The sequence below is a fragment of the Phormidium sp. FACHB-592 genome, assembly GCF_014695795.1.
GTDB lineage: Bacteria > Cyanobacteriota > Cyanobacteriia > Leptolyngbyales > Leptolyngbyaceae > Stenomitos.
On sequence record NZ_JACJOZ010000013.1, the window covers coordinates 24,891 to 43,132 of the forward strand.

General features: G+C 50.0%; 15 protein-coding genes. 5 read left to right on the forward strand and 10 right to left on the reverse strand.

Features of this window, described 5'->3' with window-relative positions; translation table 11 throughout:
* Positions 1 to 136 precede the first annotated feature (136 nt).
* The 5 genes from H6F86_RS02850 to H6F86_RS02870 all read right to left on the reverse strand — a co-directional run bounded on the left by H6F86_RS02850 (position 137) and on the right by H6F86_RS02870 (position 6,225).
* Entirely contained in the window at positions 137 to 1,897 is a 1,761-nt protein-coding gene (locus H6F86_RS02850; RefSeq protein ID WP_190446599.1) for an ABC transporter ATP-binding protein, read from the reverse strand.
* Between the two features lie 51 nt (positions 1,898 to 1,948).
* Positions 1,949 to 3,226, reverse strand: a complete 1,278-nt coding sequence (locus tag H6F86_RS02855; RefSeq protein ID WP_190446600.1) for a YdcF family protein — start codon at positions 3,224 to 3,226, stop codon at positions 1,949 to 1,951.
* Positions 3,227 to 3,821: 595 nt separating this feature from the next.
* Positions 3,822 to 4,496, reverse strand: a complete 675-nt coding sequence (locus H6F86_RS02860) for a sugar transferase (protein WP_190446601.1) — start codon at positions 4,494 to 4,496, stop codon at positions 3,822 to 3,824.
* 362 nt (positions 4,497 to 4,858) lie between these two features.
* Positions 4,859 to 5,428, reverse strand: coding sequence for an RdgB/HAM1 family non-canonical purine NTP pyrophosphatase (gene rdgB, locus H6F86_RS02865; protein WP_190446602.1), 570 nt, complete (start codon positions 5,426 to 5,428; stop codon positions 4,859 to 4,861).
* 86 nt (positions 5,429 to 5,514) lie between these two features.
* Entirely contained in the window at positions 5,515 to 6,225 is a 711-nt protein-coding gene (locus H6F86_RS02870; RefSeq protein WP_190446616.1) for a GDSL-type esterase/lipase family protein, read from the reverse strand.
* A 340-nt stretch (positions 6,226 to 6,565) separates the two neighbouring features.
* On the opposite strand from H6F86_RS02870, the gene H6F86_RS02875 reads away from it, so the two are divergent.
* Together H6F86_RS02875 and H6F86_RS02880 are read left to right on the forward strand one after the other, a co-directional pair.
* Positions 6,566 to 6,793: a DNA-directed RNA polymerase subunit omega gene (locus H6F86_RS02875; protein ID WP_190446603.1), complete on the forward strand. Its 228-nt coding sequence runs from the start codon at positions 6,566 to 6,568 to the stop codon at positions 6,791 to 6,793.
* Positions 6,794 to 6,837: 44 nt separating this feature from the next.
* On the forward strand, positions 6,838 to 7,389 hold the full coding sequence (locus H6F86_RS02880; protein ID WP_199304977.1) for a hypothetical protein: 552 nt from the start codon (positions 6,838 to 6,840) through the stop codon (positions 7,387 to 7,389).
* A 164-nt stretch (positions 7,390 to 7,553) separates the two neighbouring features.
* Here the strand turns inward: H6F86_RS02880 and H6F86_RS02885 are convergent, their stop codons facing one another.
* From H6F86_RS02885 to H6F86_RS02895, 3 genes are all read right to left on the reverse strand, one after another.
* Positions 7,554 to 8,354, reverse strand: coding sequence for an MlaE family lipid ABC transporter permease subunit (locus H6F86_RS02885; protein ID WP_190446604.1), 801 nt, complete (start codon positions 8,352 to 8,354; stop codon positions 7,554 to 7,556).
* 215 nt (positions 8,355 to 8,569) lie between these two features.
* Entirely contained in the window at positions 8,570 to 10,411 is a 1,842-nt protein-coding gene (locus tag H6F86_RS02890; protein ID WP_190446605.1) for a hypothetical protein, read from the reverse strand.
* A 350-nt stretch (positions 10,412 to 10,761) separates the two neighbouring features.
* Complete coding sequence (locus tag H6F86_RS02895) at positions 10,762 to 12,567, reverse strand: iron uptake porin (RefSeq protein ID WP_190446606.1); 1,806 nt, start codon at positions 12,565 to 12,567, stop codon at positions 10,762 to 10,764.
* Positions 12,568 to 12,615: 48 nt separating this feature from the next.
* Between H6F86_RS02895 and H6F86_RS02900 the strand changes: the two genes are divergently transcribed.
* Positions 12,616 to 12,765, forward strand: coding sequence for a hypothetical protein (locus H6F86_RS02900; protein WP_190446607.1), 150 nt, complete (start codon positions 12,616 to 12,618; stop codon positions 12,763 to 12,765).
* Positions 12,766 to 13,083: 318 nt separating this feature from the next.
* Positions 13,084 to 13,371, forward strand: a complete 288-nt coding sequence (locus H6F86_RS02905) for a hypothetical protein (RefSeq protein WP_347240074.1) — start codon at positions 13,084 to 13,086, stop codon at positions 13,369 to 13,371.
* 167 nt (positions 13,372 to 13,538) lie between these two features.
* On the opposite strand, the gene leuC is transcribed toward H6F86_RS02905, so the two are convergent.
* A complete protein-coding gene (gene leuC / locus H6F86_RS02910) occupies positions 13,539 to 14,942 on the reverse strand; it encodes a 3-isopropylmalate dehydratase large subunit (RefSeq protein WP_190446608.1) in 1,404 nt (467 codons plus the stop codon).
* A 126-nt stretch (positions 14,943 to 15,068) separates the two neighbouring features.
* Entirely contained in the window at positions 15,069 to 15,545 is a 477-nt protein-coding gene (locus H6F86_RS02915) for a CRR6 family NdhI maturation factor (protein ID WP_190446609.1), read from the reverse strand.
* A 214-nt stretch (positions 15,546 to 15,759) separates the two neighbouring features.
* On the opposite strand from H6F86_RS02915, the gene H6F86_RS02920 reads away from it, so the two are divergent.
* Positions 15,760 to 17,943 carry a transglycosylase SLT domain-containing protein gene (locus H6F86_RS02920; RefSeq protein ID WP_190446610.1) on the forward strand — a complete coding sequence of 728 codons (2,184 nt, stop codon included), beginning with the start codon at positions 15,760 to 15,762 and terminating at the stop codon, positions 17,941 to 17,943.
* The last annotated feature ends 299 nt before the right edge of the window (positions 17,944 to 18,242 follow it).

The following is an 18,242-nucleotide window of genomic DNA, read 5'->3' on the forward strand; positions in this document are numbered from 1 at the left end:
GAATTCACCGTTCAGCGCAGGACTTTGAGACGTTTTCCGATAAAACGTTCTGACAGCAGACTTTTGCATTTAAGAAAGTGGCACTGCTGACCAATACTCTAAAATTACCATTGCGCTGTAGAAAATCTCGCTAGATCTATTGCAAGACTTCTTCGAGCTTGTGTTGGTTCCACAAGGTTTGATATAGCCCTGGTTGTCCGATCAAACCACTATGAGTACCAGACTGGACGATCGTGCCCTGCTCCATCACAAAGATGCGATCGGCACTCGCTGCCGCCGACAACTGGTGTGAGATAAAGAGGACGGTTTTGCGATGGGTGCCTTCCGAGAGGTTTCGCAAAATCTGGGTAGCGGTCTGGTTATCCACACTAGAAAGGGCATCGTCCAGAATAAGAATCGGTGCATCGACTAGAAGTGCCCGTGCAAGGGCTGTTCGTTGGCGTTGACCACCAGACAGGGTAATGCCGCGTTCGCCAACGATCGTCTCATACTGATGTGGAAAATTGAGAATTTCACTGTGAATTTGTGCCTGTTTCGCAGCATCAATCACCCTGGCTTCGTCTGCGCCCGGCTCACCATAGCGAATGTTGTTTTTAATTGTTGTGCTGAACAGAAAGCTGTCTTGAGGAACGTAGGCGATCGCGCCACGGAGATCTGCAAGGCGCACCTGGGTAATGTCGAAGCCGTCTAAAAACAGTTGACCGGGAGCAATATCTAGTAGCCGGGGCAGTGCATTCGCCAGCGTCGATTTGCCAGAGCCGATCGATCCCACAATGGCAACGGTTTCCTGCGGTTGAATGGTAAAACTTACGGCTTGCAAAGCAGGTTTGCTGTTGCTACCACTTGCTGTTGGAAACGCAAACGTGAGATGGTCGGCAGTCAACTCGCCCCGAACCTGCGATCGTGACAGGGCGATCGCGTTGGGCTGATCGCGAATGCGGGGTTGCACCGTAAGAATGGCTTCGATGCGATCGACACTCACCTCGCCTCTCTGGTATGCCGTAATGGTAAAACCCAGTAAGGCTGCCGGAAACGCTAGTTGCCCCACGTACAGCAAGAGTGCCACAAAGTCTCCGACGGTAATGGCACCTTCGTTGATGGCGCTGACTCCAAACCGCAACACGACCAGCAGCCCAACGCTTGCTAAACCGGGCAGCAGCGGCAGTAGCGTACTCCGCGTTAATGCAAGCGACAGATTTGCCTCCAAAAGCTCCTGGTTGCGACGCTGAAACGCCTCTCGCTCGTTTTCTTCCTGGGCGTAGATCTTCACCAGGGAAATGCCGCTCATGTCTTCTTGGATCAACTCGCTGAGGTCAGACAACTGCTCCTGCACGACAATCTGCTCGCTTCGAAGCCGTGTGCTAAAGACCTGCACCAAGATCAGCATGACGGGATAGACTGCCAGCGACAGCAACGTCACCTTGACGTTGATCCTTAGCATGGCAGGTAAGGTTAGCCCATAGGCAAACAGCGTGTTTGCCAGACTCAGCACCGCAAACCCCAGCAGACGGCGGATATTATCCACGTCACTCGTCGATCGATTGATGAGATCACCTACGGTATTCGCTGCAAAGTAAGACGGCTCCAGCGTCAGCAAATGAGCAAACACTTTCTGTTTCAGGTCAAACTCGACCTGGCGACCAACCCCAAAGAGCAGCGTGCGCGATGCCATGCGCACAATCCACATTACCGATGCCATACCAAGCACCAGGACGACATAGTAGAAAACTTGACTGAAGCTAAACGTAATCTGAAGTCGATCGATCGCATCCCGAATCAGTAATGGAATGCGAACGCCCAAAAGATTGACCACTAAAAGCGCTAAAACGCCTGAGCCTGCTGCTTTCCAATGGGGAAGAAGGTACTGCCCCAGTTTACGCAGTCGAGATTGAGCCATGATTTGGTGTAGTACGAGATATCAATGCGTTGGATCGACGCAGAAGCTTTCTCATCCTAAACGAATCAGAGTGGCGATCGGGGTCAGAGCAGGACGACTCGGTGACGGAAGCATAGCCGCAGGTGGCGCTAGCACTCGTGGCGATGCACCGCCAAACCTGATCCAGCCACGCAGAAAATAGTAAATAGCATTGAGGTACTCTTCGATCGCCTGGCTGCTTAACCAGAGTGCATCCACATTAGGCAGCACATCAGTTGCGAGAAGCTGACGCTCAATCAAGTCACGCCCCTGTACACGCCGCGCAAGGTGAGTACCAGGCGGTATCGTAAAAAAGTCAGTTGGGCGGATGACAATAGTACTCTCGTTAAACACACGGACAAAGGTGAGTGCCGCCCGATTCATATTGAGTGCAGTGCCAACCAACGTCAGTTGATTGCCAAAATTAACCCGTTGAGCCTCTGTAAGCAGCCTGTATACGTTTTCAGCACTGCGACGTACACTGGTACCCTCGTGATCCAGACGAATATCTGCTTCCGGCACACCTAATGTCCGGGTTAGCAAAATCTGGACATCGCGTGCTTCCGAAATTTGCTCTCTCGATTCGCCTTCCTTTTGTGCGCGATCCGGGCGTGATCCAGCACTGACGACGATCAAGGGGCGTGTCCCTGCACGAGCTTCTTCCTGATACAGTTGAGCGGCATAAATGATGCGATCGCCATGCTCAGTCATTTGAATCGGTTGCGTAGAAATGGCTTGAAACGCTTCAGGGCTGACAGGGCGTTCCACTCGGGGCGCGTTTGCAGGTGTAGTGGCTGGCGGCGTGGGTACATTCCCTAGTCGTGGTTTAAGCTGTAGGCGCGTCGTATTCTGACCCAGCAACACAATAACTCGACGGGCATCGCCTGCAAGCGGTGGTTGTGCACCAATTAGCTCGATCGCCTCCATCTCTAGTTCTTGCGCTAGGTAATAAGCCACAAGCGGGAAACAGCCCAGCGCCAGCAAGATCAGTGCGGCAGTAATCACATTTTTAATGACCTTGCCGAGTTTAACGCCAGACAGCAGGATCAAAACCAGTATTAGTCCCAGCCCTAACGGACTAAACGGAAACGAAATAATCCGCCACAGCACTTCCAGGACGCCTGTATTTGGGGCAGGGGGTCCTCCAAAAAAAGATACCGCCAGGATAAGCAAAATCAGCAGCAGCACCAACATTCCTAAAAAGGCTTTGGGCAATGCTTTGAGCAGCACAAACCAGGTGACTAGCCCAATCACAATCCACAGCAAAACCTGGGTAAGCAACAGAAAGACATCTGTAAGCAGTAAAACCATGCCGAGCGTTCCTACCTGCTTGCTACAACTGAATTTGCTTGATAACCATGCCAACGCGATCGCATACTCATATTGACTGCTGCCCAGACCCTTTTACAGACATCCTTTTACAGACACCATGATGCAACCAAATTGTGAATTGGCAACAATTCATCGGCGATCGACTGTAAGGGTTGAATCGATCGCCAGCGTCAAGTAGCAAGCACAGCAACAATCTACCTGAATCATACGCCGTTTTAGTACAAACGTTTTTTAGAAACAGCCGTTTATTCAGTACGTTTGCGTTAAGCCAATTTAGGCGATCGCACGTTGCGCCCGAACGATTTAAGCATGGCAAACTCAGCTGATGTTGCTTGCTCAATCAGTGTTTTCGATTGGAGTCTGTTCAAGAGGTTCTAGCAGTGCCAGTAAGGCTTCAGTGATGCTTGCCTTGATTGTCTTTAACTCACCCTTTTTTGCTTTTGCTAACGGGATAGTGAGATAGTCGTTAGTCTAGTCTTAGCACTGATGCAACAAAGCAAAAAGGGCGCATCCAGCGCCCTTCAGTTATTTAACATATAGTTTTCGTGCAAACGCTTACAGCCAGCAAAGCGGCTTAAAAAGCACCAACCTTAGCCACAATGACATAGACAGTCCGCGCAATCAATGTCAAATCATAAAGCGGATGCCATTGCTCTTGATAGCGTAGATCAAGCTTAACAATGTCCTCGAAATCTTTGACCATCGATCGACCGTTGACCTGCCATTCTCCAGTCATACCGGGCTTGACATTTAGCCGCTGCCAGTGGTGGCTGTCGTACCGCGAAACTTCATCAGCCGTAGGTGGGCGCGTTCCAACCAGGCTCATTTCCCCCAGCAACACATTCCAAAACTGGGGAAACTCATCTAGGCTGCTACGACGCAGAAACCGACCAATTCTTGTCACGCGAGGATCATCCTGATTTTTAAAGATCAGCCCACTCGCTTCATTCTTTACCTGCGACTTTAGAGCATCCGCATTTTGCACCATCGAGCGAAACTTGTAGATGCGAAATGTCTGCCCTAGTAGACCGTAACGTTCTTGAGCATAAAAAATTGGACCAGGGCTGTCTAGTTTGATGGCAAGCGCTAGCGGAATAAAGAGTATTGCTAGTAGGAGCAAGCCCACTAGACTACCCACTATATCGATAGCGCGCTTGAAGAGGGAGCGAGCCGATCGATGGGGTGTTTGGCTCTCTGTAAGAGTCGATAGCGATGGGTCAACCATTGCAGTAAAAAATATGGATTGCATAGTCGCTCCAGCTTTCAAGAATAAAACCGTATAAATACGTATAAAGCCTAGCTAAACTATAAGCCCTACTTCATAGCACCTGATTGTCTACGCTGATCTACTGACCTAATCTTTTCGGCAACTTCACAAACAAACTTTTTTATAAAGTTATTGTAAATTTTGGTTAGAATCTCCGTTTAGAAAAGGCGTGCCTAGACCTGCTAAACCATTTTGGGTAGTGGTGCTTCTAACACAATGCGGCACCACCACTTGCCTGAGACATGAGAATTCAAGCACAGGAAATTGGGAAGCATAGCGTTGTCTTCCCGCTACGGCTGCACACTCGTTCAAGTACTTTAACCGACAGTCTTAAAACAATAGCCTTACAACGATCGCAGTTGTGGCAGTAAGGCTTGGAGCGCTTTACCACGATGGCTCAGTGATTGCTTTTGTTCGCGCGACATTTCGGCAAATGTGAGCCGTTGTTCGGCAACGTAAAAGATCGGATCATAGCCAAAGCCACCGCTACCACGTGGGGCGTGAAGAATACTGCCAGCGCAGATACCCTCCGCTTGCCGAACGATCGTGCCATCGGGTTGGGCGATTGCAATCACGCATACAAAGCGGGCTTCACGATTCAGCTCATTGCCTAGCTCACTCAGCAGTCGCTCAATGCGTTCTGCATCTGTCTTGCCATAACGGGCGGAATAAACACCTGGCGCACCATCCAGCGCATCCACCTCCAAGCCAGAATCATCCGCGATCGCCCATTCTCCCGTCGTTAGCGCTACCTGAGAGGCTTTAAGGCAAGCATTCTCGGCAAATGTTTCTCCTGTCTCCTCAATCTCTATGGCTTCAGGCTTGAGCAGCAGCTCCCAATCTAATCCCGTTAGAAAAGCCTGCATTTCTTTTAGCTTACCTGGGTTTCCCGTAGCCACTACCAGCGCTGTCATGTGCGTCTAAATCCCACGATCTCAATGCTCAACTTTATACCAGGCATCCGACAACAGTCACAAATGCTAACGGACATCGGTCTGCTCTAGACCAAGCACTCCAGGTTCGTTGTCGTTCCCCAGACATAATCAGTAAAGGGCTGCCAGTGCAGCACATCTTCTAATAAGGACTGATAGCCAGAGACATTTGGGTGTAGCCCGTCGTCACTTAGCTGCGATCGATACCAGTCTGTACCCCGTTCTAACCACTGAGAAAAAACATCAAGGTAGGGAATCTGGTAATGCTGACAGGCTAAGCGTGTGACCTCTTTATAGCGAAACTGATCTGCATGGTTGTAATAGAAGCATTTCTGAAAGGGCATCTTGGCTTCATCAACAGGCACCATCCCGACAAAGAGAGTCGGGCATAACCGCTGTGCTTGCTCCAACAAGGCAATCATTTCAGCCTCGAACATTGCAAGATCTGTGAAATTCCGTCCTTGCGATCGCCCTAAACGAGCCGAATCATTCACACCAACCGACAGAATCATCAAATCTGGTACACGATTGCGTAGCTCACCACGCTGGCGAAATTCGCTCTCTAAGCGCTGAGCAACTTGCTTCACCCCATCACCCCGAATGCCCAGGTTATAAAGCGCATAATCGGGACCACTCGACTGCATCCAATTCCGGCGCAGACGCTCAATCCACCCACCCCCAACCGGGTCGCCAAAGCCATAAATCAGGCTATCTCCCAGTGCGACCACTTTTAGAGAGGTCACTGCTACAGCAGAGCGGGCATAGGTTGGCTGGTACATTGAAGTGAGCGTCACTGGTTCCATGAGATCCTGCTTTTGGTAAGCAACACGTTGAAAGGGGGTTTCTACCATTCTGTTAAATGCTTTGCAAAGCTTAATACTGTCTAATCAGGCTTAATCATTACTTTATATAGCGTTACCAATATAAACTGCCGTGTGACCAAGTACGAGCGATCGAGTGCAGTAGGCAGTATTACTGGTTGTTCAGTGCGTCTTTTCCGGAGCATCAGGGCATTGTCAAGGTCTAAGCAATTTAGGAAAACTGCAACAGAAGTCTGTAACTCTTGATAGACTGGGGGCTACAGTTCTCCTTTGTTATTCGCAATTACAGGCAACCTTTATGCAGAAGCGTACCGCGTTCGATAGCACTCAGTTGATGCGTCGAGCTGATGAATTGATTTCAGCCGCATCCAATCGTTATCGGATTACGGTTCAGGTCGCAAATCGGGCGAAGCGTCGTCGGTTTGAAGATTTTGACAGTGTGGATGATCCAACCATGAAGCCGGTCATGCGGGCAATCATTGAAATGTCAGATGAGCTAACTCAGCCAGAAATCATTGGTGAGTAGGTTGCTCAACTAGCTGACTCTCTGCAATTGGATGGGCGATCGTAATGCCAAAGAAAAAGACAGCACTTCGACTGACTGTAAAAACCCTGATCACTTTTATGAGCGGGTGGTTTTTTCTAACGACTCTGGCAATCGTTTGCCCTGAGCCGTTCGGTCCGTTGCCTGCGATCGCCCAACGAGTGCGCCCAGAAACAGCATGGCAATCTGTCTACGAACGGTTGCCTGACTTTCCCAAAGAAAACCAGTATGTAAATAAAGAAACTGGTAAAGTTGAGACAGACAATACCCTGGTCGGTCGCTTCATCCGCTATCACCTCTACGTTGCAGGGCGATCGCCGTCCTATCGTTTTGACTGGAAGCTGACACTGGCAGATTACTTGGGCTTGGGCTTGGATGGAGGGTTTGATGAAACTAGCTATCCTAGCCGCGCCACGTTGCGAACCAGTCCAGCCGAAGGTGACCGAGCAGCAATTAATCGTCTGAATCGCTCACAGCGCGAAGCATTGGTACAAGCGTTGGTAGATACCTTTGTACCCCAGTCCACCCGTTCCTCCAAGCCAAAACCTGCGCCCGCTTCACCACAACTTCCGAAGTAGGAACTTTCGCAGTAGAACCCTAGGTAAGACCGCTAGAACCAACGTCAGCAGCACGTTTTTTTGTTGATTGACTGCTGTAGACCCGATTGCCCATGGCATTACTGGCGATCGTATGTTTATCGCTGTCACTAGTCCCTAAAGACTTACAACGCCTCTTGCTGCGTTCAGCTTAAACCTTTCCCTAAGCTACTTCCCAAGCCCTGGAACATAAACCACGAAAGAAAGAAATTAGAAATAAAAATGGCAAGCAGGGAGGTGACAACAGCAGTCGTTGTCGATTGCCCTACACCTTTCGCGCCCCCAGTTGTCGTCAGCCCCCAACTTGTTCCAATAATGGCAATCACGGCACCAAAGAAACTGCCTTTAATTGGCGCACTACATAAATCCCATAGGCTAACAAAGTTGCGGGCAGAATCGAAAAAAACGCTCTGTGGAATGCCGTAAAGAGTCTTGGCGATCACCATGCCGCCGATCATGCCAGTTAGCAGCGAGAGAATAGTCAGAATCGGTAGCATTAGGCAGCAGGCAATCACTCTGGGAATGACCAGGTAGTCGATCGGGTCAGTTTTGAGCATATAAAGCGCGTCAATTTGCTCTGTTACACGCATCGTCCCAAGCTCGGCTGCAAACGCTGAACCGACACGACCTGCCAAAACCACCGCCGTTAAGACAGGAGCCATTTCGCGCGTGAGAGAGACTGCCAGCACACCCCCCACAGCATTACTCGCCCCAAAGTTGATAAATTCGCGCGATACCTGAATCGTAAACACCATACCAATAAAGGTAGATGTCAGCAGGGCAATCATTAGCGATGCTGGACCCACGATCGCCATTTGATCAAGGGTGTTGCGGCGGTGAATTTTGCCTGCTAGCAGATGCACCATCACCTGTCCCCCTAAAAGGACGGCTGCCAGCAAACGCTGGCTCCATAAACTCAAGCCAGTAGAAAGCGGCTGTTCACTCACAATCACACAACTCAAACGCTAACTTAGCCACAATAGCGGATACGCTTAAAAATTGGAAACCGCTGCCCTTCCTTGTTGTCGATCGCATAATGGGTCGAGCGATGATTTGCGCATCATTCACCCTTCCATTCCTTTACTGATTAATGAAAAGAAAGAGGCAATGGAACACATCTGCTCCATTGCCTCTTTGTGTCCTTTAAAGGTGGCTCCTGTCTCTACGGAGTGGTAGTTGTTCCACTGGGAGTCGTCGATTCGATCGGAGTTGTGGTGCCTGCGGGAGCACTACTGGGGGTAGTCGTAGTTGCCGGGGCTGTAGTTGCCGGAGCCGTTGTTGCTGGAGTAGTAGTTGCTGGAGCTGTCGGAGTGGTAGTTGCCGGAGCTGTTGTTGTCGGAGTAGCTGCCGGAGTGGTAGTTGCTGGAGTTGTTGTTGTCGGAGTGGGAGTAGATTGCGCTTGTGTGGCTGAAATTTGCCGCAATCCAACTAACCCTGGGAAGACACGGCTGGATAACCCAATGACCTGGTAAGCGGAAACAACTCGCCCACGTTTTGCTTGACCGGGGGGCAGTTGACGGTCAGAACGATCGCGCTCCACCAGCAAAATACGATCTTCCGAATCACGTTCTACAACCACTTCAACGGAACCACGCTGCCGATAAATGGTGTAGGTCGTATTGCTATTGTCATCGTTGTCATCGTCATCGTTATCACTACGTCTATCATCATCATCACGGCTGTCATCATCGTCATCGCCGTCAGTGCTATTTACTACAAAGAGCGATGGGTTAAACAGTCTGATGTAGGTGGTATTTGCGACAAAGTTGGTGAAGACGATCGTATTTGTACTAGTCGTGCTGGTATTCGTACTGGTGTCCGTGCTGGTGTTTGTGCTGGTATTCGTGCTGGTGTTTGTGCTGGTATTCGTGCTGCTGTTGAACGCCGTACCGTTGTTGTTTACACCCACTGCTGGAGAAAAGCTTGTGAAATTACCACTGCCAGTCTTCAACGCAAACGAAACATCACCGTTACTTCTACCGTCTAGCTTGCCACTGGATTGCTCAAACTTGAACTGGGTATCGTTACGAGCAGAACCCGCAAACGTCGCAGTACTATTACCAAAAGCAACATAGCCTGGGCCTTCGCCCTTGACTTCATAGTTTGTTCTGGCGGCTGAAGACAGTGTACCGTTCAGCGTTCCACTGAATGGAGCCGTGAGTTTCAGATCCAAGTTGGCAACAGTGCCTTCGAGCTTAAACTCACTGGTGCCCGGAGTTTCGACACTTTGAACCTGAAACTTGGTTGTCGGTCCATTAAAAGTGATGACACCGTCGCTCGGATTAAGATCGGTTCCCGCTGCCGGTAAAACATCCTTGCCTTCAAACTCAAACTTGATGCGTCGTCCTAATACCGTTGACACATCATTGCTGACGTTGGTAGACCGTAATTGCAAATCAGACGGCAGTTTGATCGAATCACCAGTCAGAGCAGCATTAAAGGCACCTACGCTTAACAAACCCTCTTTCGAGGTAAATGAGGTGCTGGAATCGCCTGACAGAGTAACATTTTGCACAGGCAAGAAGACAAGCGGAGCAGTACCAACCTGCTGGGGACTAATCAGTGTGCCACCTTGAATGAAGCTAGGTGAAAAAGCACTGAGTGTAAAGTTGATTGCAGTCGGTACGCCTTGAAAGAAGACTGGATTACCGCTAGCCGAAAAAGCTACACCTGACAGAGTGCCTTCTAGCCTGCCTTTGTCTCCACTATCGGGTACGTTATTGCCGTTGGTGTCTGTAAATTGACTGGCATTGGGAAGAAAGCGTGATGTCGTTGTCGTGCCATTTGGCGTGACGAGCCTCAAGGTTTGAATTGCCGTGTCAAAGAGAACCGGAGTGCCCGCAGGAGTAGTGGCAGTCGGTGCGGTACCTGGCAAGAAGAAGGCAGCATCACCAGTTGCTTGACCGCTAGTAATGGGAATATCAGCATGGGCGGCGGTAGCGATCGCCAAACTGCCTGCTAATAGTCCTAGACAAACGGCGAAACGAGTGGATTGATCAATCACAGTAATAATCCTCTAAATGTTTGGTGAATGAAAAGTCAACCAAGTGTTAAGTAAATGACACGCAACTAACGGGGCTTGTTAGTAGTAGAGACAACGAGATTACTGAAACCAATTGCTACTAGTAACTTGCCAGAACTTTAGTTTGGACGGAAAGTTCCTGATTACAGCCAGGTTCTTGAAAACCTCATAAAACCCTTTGAAATTAGGAGTTTTCACGATCGACTTCGGTCATTGAGGTACTTAGGCAAGGGCGATAGCTTGTCGTTCTCAATATGTCTTGTCTGGGTTTATACCGAGACAAGACAAAACAACAAGCAACTCACTTTCTGTTTTATGTTGTCTCCAAGCGCTTAAAACGTGAACGTTGTCCGAAGTACGCCGATCGTGATGGTGTCGTTCGCTGAATTTTGCCGAGGGTTGAAAACAAAGATGACACCGGGCGTAATACTGATGTTGTCAGAGACTCTGAAGCGGTAGAACGCTTCAACATGAGTCGTTGTCCCTGGTTGGTCACCCTCACCAGCAAGTAAATTTCCTTCACTAATAAAGCTGGGGACATTGCGACCAGCAGGCAGATCGCTACTGATAATGCGTGGTGGCTGACCTACGTAAATTGCACCCAGATTACCGCGTGCACCTAAATCAGGGAAGTTGAGAAACGCCATCCAGTTAATCGTTTCTACATTGCCAGAGAAACCTTTCAGGTCAGAGGTTGTAAAGCCAGCCCAACCGCCGAGTGTAATCCTGGGTGTAATGCGCCAAGCCGCAGTACCACCGATCGCGTTAGTCTTGATAGGGGCACGAAAGGAGAACGGGTTAGGCAGGGCAAGTTGGTCATCGCCTACGCTCGTACCCAAAAAGCCACTAGGCGAATAGGCATTTACATAATGAAGAGCAATATCAATGTTGCGAGTTGGTGCAAAAGTTAACTGTGCGCCCGCTGTCGTTGCGCCGTTACTGCCGCCAAAAAGCCCACCATTGATTGGGTCTTCCGGTCGGTTGGACGAGTAAACCCCTTGCAACGAGAGGCTAGGCGTAATTTGCCAGTCGAAGCCTGCACCACCACCATCACCACCAATGTTAAGAATCGGGTTGCGCTGTGCAAAACGAGAGAGCGGTCCTTGTCCGGCGCTTTCAATCCTATTAGCACCCCGAAAGACGTTCACCATGTTGACACCAACAGGTCCCGCAATGACAGCAAAGTTGTTGCCAAACAGTTGACGGAAGGTTAGGTCGCTAAGTCTTACAGAGTTACGAGAATCGCCTTCATAGCCCAACAGCACATCATTTGTCAGCAGTTGGTTGCCGAAGGATCTGCCTGCGCCTGCCTGGAGACCAACCAGCAAGATGCTGCGTTCGCTAAACTGAGTAAAAAGACTTAGTTGAGCGTTTGAGATAACATTTACCTGGTCATCATTGCCATTAAAGTTAAAGCCTGCTAACGAAATATCGGGGCTGTTGCGCCCTTGCACTCCGAAAATGACCTGACCAAACAGCTTGGTGGTGGTGGAGAACTGCTGTTTTTCTAGCGTTGCTGTGCGGGCTTCTAATGTGCCTAACCGTCCCCGCAGAGTTGCAAGTTCAGCCGCAAACTCTTCCTGAAGCTTTTGCACGGCTAACAAATCTTCTTTTTTAACCAGATCACCTGTGCCCGCTGCAATCAGTTCATTGACACGATCGAGGCAGGCGTTCAAGCCAGCGGCAAATTCATAGCGGGTAAGCGCACGGTTGCCACGAAAGGTTTGATCAGGATAGCCAACAATGCAGCCATAGCGCTCTACAAGTGACTGTAGGGACTGAAACGCCCAATCAGTAGGTTTAACATCAGTTAGCTGAGAAACCGATGTCACCTGAGCCATGCCGTCGGTTGGCTGGGTCGCAGCGTCTAAATTAACGACATCATTACTCTGATCTACCGCTTCAGGTAGCGCTTGTTCAGATGGCAACGCTTGAGCAAGCGTGGGAGCAGTCGAAAGTGCTGGGGAAACATCTGGCGAGGGCACGATCGCAGGCTGCTGACTTACTGCTGCTGCTGTGCCTGTACCCTCTTCTTCTAAAACGGCTCCCAAGGCGGGACTAACCATAAAAAGCCCCAGTACCGCCGAAGCTAGCACTGGGGATAACAACGTCTCCGACATAAATAAACGGTCTCTCATAACCTACAACTCCTCTAATTAGCGACAGTATTCCCCAGGAGATGCTTTATGACACACCCTGCACCTCCAACGTCACATAAAGTAACGGTCGATACAGCTTTCAAGAATTTAACTCTTGCGTTGCACGATCGCACTGGTGCTGTGATTCAAATTAACCAAACCTTCATAGATGCAGAAGCTTCCAAGGAAGAAAAATAGTAGCGTTAAACCTTCATTACATTAACGTTTTAGCTAGCTGATCAGTCCCGATCAGAAGCAATTAGTGAACTGGCACAGAGACCGCAACTACGTTTTCGGGCGACGTTAGAGCGAGGCACTGCGGCCAAACCTTGAGGCAACACAAAACTTATGTCTAGATTTTCTCGAAATTGTTCACAGAGCTTCAACAAGATATTTAAGCTTGATTTAAGATTTCTCACACACACGCTAATTGCGGGCGATCGCTCCTACTGTAGAGAGAACACATTGCCTCAGTACCTATTTAACTCTGACCAGCATGTTATTGGCTTTATGCTCATGTCACCAGCTTTCGTCCGTTCACTGCTGCTAACGAGCACGTTTAGCTTTGCTGCCCCTATAGCGCTCATTGGCATAATCTTGGCGCTATTATCGACGCTCGAACAGGTTCCTTTTGCAGAGGCGATCAGTCGAGCCGGAGCCGAAAAACTCCTGCAATTTCTAGCCGTCTTTGGCAGCGGCGACCCGTTTCAGGGCGCTTTAGTCATTGGTTTAACCTGTAGTTTAGTAGGCGTGCTGTTTGATGCGTACGCTTTTTACCGTCACCAAAATTTGCACGACGGTTAGTGCCAACTCAGTTAAGATACAACTCAAATTAAAGTCAGCTTCTTCATGTAGGGGCACACCACTGCTTGAGCGTAGCCATATTGAAGGGCTTTTGCCCCTACGACAAATTGCGAGGTCTACAGGTTATTTAAGTCACGATCCAGAGCAAGTGGTAAGAGCGGTACTGCCTAAATTAACTCACGGACATCAGTAACTTGACCTGTAATCGCTGCGGCGACTACCATTGCTGGGCTCATAAGCAGCGTACGACCAGACGATGAGCCTTGCCGACCTTTGAAGTTGCGGTTCGAGGACGACGCACTGAGTTGCCGACCCTGGAGCTTGTCGGGGTTCATCGCGAGGCACATAGAGCAGCCCGGTTCGCGCCATTCAAAGCCCGCTTCTACAAAGATGTTGTGTAGTCCTTCGGCTTCAGCTTGTTTTTTCACCCGCTCGGAACCAGGGACAACAAAAGCTTTGATACCGTTTGCGACGTGCCGTCCCTGAGCAAATTTGGCGGCTTCACGCAGGTCACTAATTCTGCCGTTGGTGCAACTACCAATGAAGCAAACATCTACTTTAATGCCCTCCATCGGTTTTCCTGGTTGCAAGTCCATATATTGATAAGCTTCTTCCGCGATCGCCCGCTCATCCGCTGGCATCTCGTCGGGCGTGGGAACAGTTTCATTGACTGCAATACCCTGACCGGGCGTAATGCCCCAGGTGACAGTAGGAGCGATCGTTGCGGCATCAAAGATAACGACATCGTCATAGACGGCATCGGCATCGCTGCGAATATTGTTCCACCACTCAACTGCCTTCTCCCAATCAGCGCCTTTAGGTGCAAAATCGCGTCCTTTGAGATAGTCAAAGGTAACTTGATCAGGGTTTACGTAGCCGCAACGAGCACCACCTTCGATCGCCATGTTGCAGACAGTCATCCGTTCTTCCATGCTCATCTGCTCAAACGTGCTGCCTGCGAACTCGTAAGCGTAGCCTACACCGCCCTTCACGCCCAGCTTGCGGATGATGTGCAGAATGACATCTTTAGCGTAGACACCTGGTTTCAAGTTGCCGTTAACTTCAATCTTACGCACCTTAAGCTTTGCCAGCGCCAACGTTTGTGATGCCAGCACATCACGTACCTGGCTGGTGCCAATGCCAAAAGCGATCGCGCCAAAGGCTCCATGTGTAGCGGTATGACTGTCACCGCAGGCGATCGTCATGCCGGGTTGGGTCAAACCTTGCTCAGGTGCAATGACATGAACAATACCTTGATTACCCGAACCAACCTTATGAAAGGTGATGCCGTTTTCTTGACAGTTTTGCTCCAGCGCCTGCATCATTTCCTCAGCGATCGAGTCGGCAAGGGGACGCGCTAGATTGTCTGTGGGCACGATGTGATCAACTGTAGCGACGGTGCGATCGGGAAACAACACCTTTAGTTTGCGTTCGCGCAGCATCGCAAAGGCTTGAGGACTAGTGACTTCGTGAATCAGGTGCAACCCAATAAAAAGCTGCGTCTGTCCAGAGGGCAAAACGCTAACGGTGTGTGCATCCCAAACTTTATCAAACAGCGTCCCTGTGCTCATATTTCTTGCGTTGCTCGCCTGCAATCATTGGTGGGTCTCTATTCTATCAAGTGACGCAGCCCTTCATGTACTCGACTTTTTTCGAGCCATCAGAACTTGCTGTCAAAATACTGTCAAAATAGCTACCTACAGCAAGTCAAAAAAAGCATCATCCAGCTCGTAACCAAACATTTGAGTCATGGCTTTCAGCCTTGCTTTGCCCTCTAAACCCTGCGACTGCATCCAGCCCGCCAGCACAAAAATCTTGTGCATTACAAAAATTTCTAACGCTTCTGGATTGTATTGAATGCCGTCTTTAGGGTGGAATTGATGGGGCACCAGCATGGCAGTGTAGCGCGTCAATTCACCAGCTTTCCAGTCCAGCAGAAAGGGCAGCCATGGGTAACGCGCATCGAGCCGAATGAACCAGAGCCGTATCTCCGGAATCTCGGGTAATTCCCTGGGGTCAGTTGGCTCTTGGGGGTAGTCGATCGTAAATTGAAGCTGCTGCTCGTAAGTCATAAGTTTACCCTCTTGCAACAGTGGGTCAATGACAGTCTGAAGCGGAGACAGATCTAGCGCATTGATAAGGTCTGCATTGAGAGCGATCGTCGTTGTTGCCATGAAGTCCAGAAACCAAAGCAGTTGCTTCTTTATCTTCCTCTAAATTTGCGGCAGCAGTTCTCAAGTCTTTGTGAAAGAACGGTTAGGTTCAGATCCCTGGCTTCTCAAAGCATTTAGGGATCTGGCGCTCCTGTAATTTCCCTCAAATCAAACAGTCACTTTCGTTTAAAAGTGCTAAATTCACAAGGAGATTTCACCCAGATTGGGAGGCTTCATGCTGAAGCGACGAAAGATCCAGATATTGTTGGGTACTGCGGGGCTGGTTGCTTTGATTGTAGGAGCAACGGTTCCCGTTCTCAAGTGGCGTGGACAGCAAGAGCAGCCTTGGTCGATCGCAGGTTCGCCAGGGGGAGGCAACACTTCCAAAAAGCAAGTGACTGCATTCAAAGCGTTGCCACCCGCCCAACGAACGAAAGCGCTAGAGGCGATCGTTAAAGACAAAGAATCGCCCGAACGCAGTCGTGCCCGCTATCTGTTGGCAGCGGAACTCATTGAGCAAGGGCAGGGCAAGAAAGCGCTGGAGTCTTTAAAGGACTTAGAGGACAGCTATCCGCTTCTGGGAGCCTACGTGCTGAGGCAGCGTGCACAGGCGTATGAGGCGATCGGCGATCAAGCTAACGTTCAGGCAACGCAACAGCAACTGGTTAAGGATTATCCCAAAAGTCCCGTTACGGCAGAAGCGCTAGTAGCACTGGAGCGCAATAATCCACGCTATGGGGATCAGGCGATCGCTCAGTTCCCGTCTCACCCCAGCACGATCGCGCTGGTACAGCAACGGCTCAAGGAAAACCCAAAACAGCCACAACTGTTGCTGTTGATTGCAAAACATGCGCTCTATGCCCAAAACTATCTGACCGTCTTGGATACTTTAACCAAGCAATATGCTACGCAGCTTAAGCCTGAGGACTGGGAGGCGATCGCCTTTGGCTATTGGGAAAAACAGCTCTACGGCAAAGCTGGAGCCGCCTATACGCAGGCACCCTATACCCCACTCAATGCTTACCGCATTGGGCGCGGTTTTCAACTGGGCGAAAAAGGTGGTGCGATTCAGGCTTACCAGCGCGTAGTGCAGGACTTTCCCACTGCTGACGAGTCTGCTCTAGCCTTGCTCCGGCTTGCCAAACTATCGGACTCAGGGCGGGCGATCGCCTACCTGGATCAAGTCGTGCAGCGGTTTCCAGCAAAGGCAGGCGAGGCACTGCTTGAAAAAGCCAAACTGTTGGAGCAGCAAAATAGCCTCAAGTACGCCGTGCAGGTACGGCAGATTCTACTGACGCGTTATGCCAAATCAGATGCAGCGGCAGAACTGCGATGGAGCTTGGCTCAAGAGCGTGGGGCTGCCAATGATGCCCAATCGGCTTATGTCTGGGCATCATCAGTCCTTTTACACAACCCTACCAGCGAACAAGCGCCCGAAGCTGCTTATTGGAGCGGCAAATGGGCAGAACAGCTTGGTAAACAGCAAGAAGCCAAAGCGGCGTATCAACAGGCGTTGTCAAAGTATCCGCATTCATACTATGCATGGCGATCGGCATCCCGTTTAGGCTGGGAGGTTGGTGATTTTAACAGCGTGCGCCAAATCAACCCAGAAGTCGTTCGCCCTGCGGCTCGTCCAGATTTGCCAGTCGGCTCAGCCACCCTCAAAGAACTGTTTCAGCTTGGGCAAGACCACGATGCCTGGAAGCTATGGCAGGTTGAGTTTAGCAACCCCAAACAGCCAACGGTCGCTGAGCAGTTTACCGATGGCGTGATGCGGCTGGGAGTGGGCGACTATCTAGACGGCATTTTTATGGTTTCGTTCTTGAGCGAACGGGATAAGCCAGAAGAAAAATCCCAGTATCAGGCACTTAAACAGCAAGCATCTTACTGGCAGGCGCTCTACCCATTCCCTTTCTTAGAGCCGATCGAAACCTGGTCGCAGGAGCGGCAGCTTAACCCGCTACTAGTCACGGCACTGATCCGGCAAGAATCGCGCTTTATGCCCGGAATCCGCTCTGGTGTAGGCGCAACTGGGCTAATGCAAGTCATGCCCGATACGGGAGCCTGGATTGCCAAGCAAATCAAGCTGAAGGAGTACAAGCTAAACGATCCTGACGACAACATTAAGCTAGGCACCTGGTATCTTGATTACACGCACCAGGAATACAGCGGCAATTCAATGCTGGCGATCGCCAGCTACAACGCTGGTCCCGGAGCTGTTGGTGGCTGGGTCGCAAAAGCAGGACAACAAGATCCTGATGTGTTTGTCGAGAACATTCCTTATAACGAGACCAAAGGCTACGTCAAATCGGTTTTTGAAAACTACTGGAATTATCTACGGCTGTACAACCCAGATGTCGCTCAAAAGGTTGCTCAAGTCTCAAAAGAGCAACCTGATGGCATTACACCTGAGTCGTAGGGTGATCGACTTGAGTCTTAAGTGCATCAAGTCGTCCGTAATGTTGATCCCTGGCATTACTTGTTTAGCAACGCTGCCCAAGTGAGGCTTGTTTAGCCCTTTAATTTTGGCAATTCTATGCTTCAGAACCTACCAGAGCAATTTGAGCGTCTAGCTGAACGATCGCCTGGTTATATCGCCGTTTTGATACCAACTTAAATGAGATACAGGGCAGATGAACTAGACTGAGAGAGCTGTTTCAAGCCTTCTACTGATGGCGGGTGTGACCTCAATTGACGTGAAAGAAAGTTTAGCTGATC

Coding starts and splice junctions, on each gene's coding strand:
- H6F86_RS02855 (WP_190446600.1), bottom strand. CDS start 3,226: ATGGTTTTACTGCTTACAGATGTCTTTCTGTTGCTTACCCAGGTTTTG.
- H6F86_RS02920 (WP_190446610.1), top strand. CDS start 15,760: ATGCTGAAGCGACGAAAGATCCAGATATTGTTGGGTACTGCGGGGCTG.
- H6F86_RS02875 (WP_190446603.1), top strand. CDS start 6,566: ATGCAGAAGCGTACCGCGTTCGATAGCACTCAGTTGATGCGTCGAGCT.
- leuC (WP_190446608.1), bottom strand. CDS start 14,942: ATGAGCACAGGGACGCTGTTTGATAAAGTTTGGGATGCACACACCGTT.
- H6F86_RS02860 (WP_190446601.1), bottom strand. CDS start 4,496: ATGCAATCCATATTTTTTACTGCAATGGTTGACCCATCGCTATCGACT.
- H6F86_RS02905 (WP_347240074.1), top strand. CDS start 13,084: ATGTCACCAGCTTTCGTCCGTTCACTGCTGCTAACGAGCACGTTTAGC.
- H6F86_RS02915 (WP_190446609.1), bottom strand. CDS start 15,545: ATGGCAACAACGACGATCGCTCTCAATGCAGACCTTATCAATGCGCTA.
- rdgB (WP_190446602.1), bottom strand. CDS start 5,428: ATGACAGCGCTGGTAGTGGCTACGGGAAACCCAGGTAAGCTAAAAGAA.
- H6F86_RS02900 (WP_190446607.1), top strand. CDS start 12,616: ATGACACACCCTGCACCTCCAACGTCACATAAAGTAACGGTCGATACA.
- H6F86_RS02870 (WP_190446616.1), bottom strand. CDS start 6,225: ATGTACCAGCCAACCTATGCCCGCTCTGCTGTAGCAGTGACCTCTCTA.
- H6F86_RS02880 (WP_199304977.1), top strand. CDS start 6,838: ATGCCAAAGAAAAAGACAGCACTTCGACTGACTGTAAAAACCCTGATC.
- H6F86_RS02895 (WP_190446606.1), bottom strand. CDS start 12,567: ATGAGAGACCGTTTATTTATGTCGGAGACGTTGTTATCCCCAGTGCTA.
- H6F86_RS02850 (WP_190446599.1), bottom strand. CDS start 1,897: ATGGCTCAATCTCGACTGCGTAAACTGGGGCAGTACCTTCTTCCCCAT.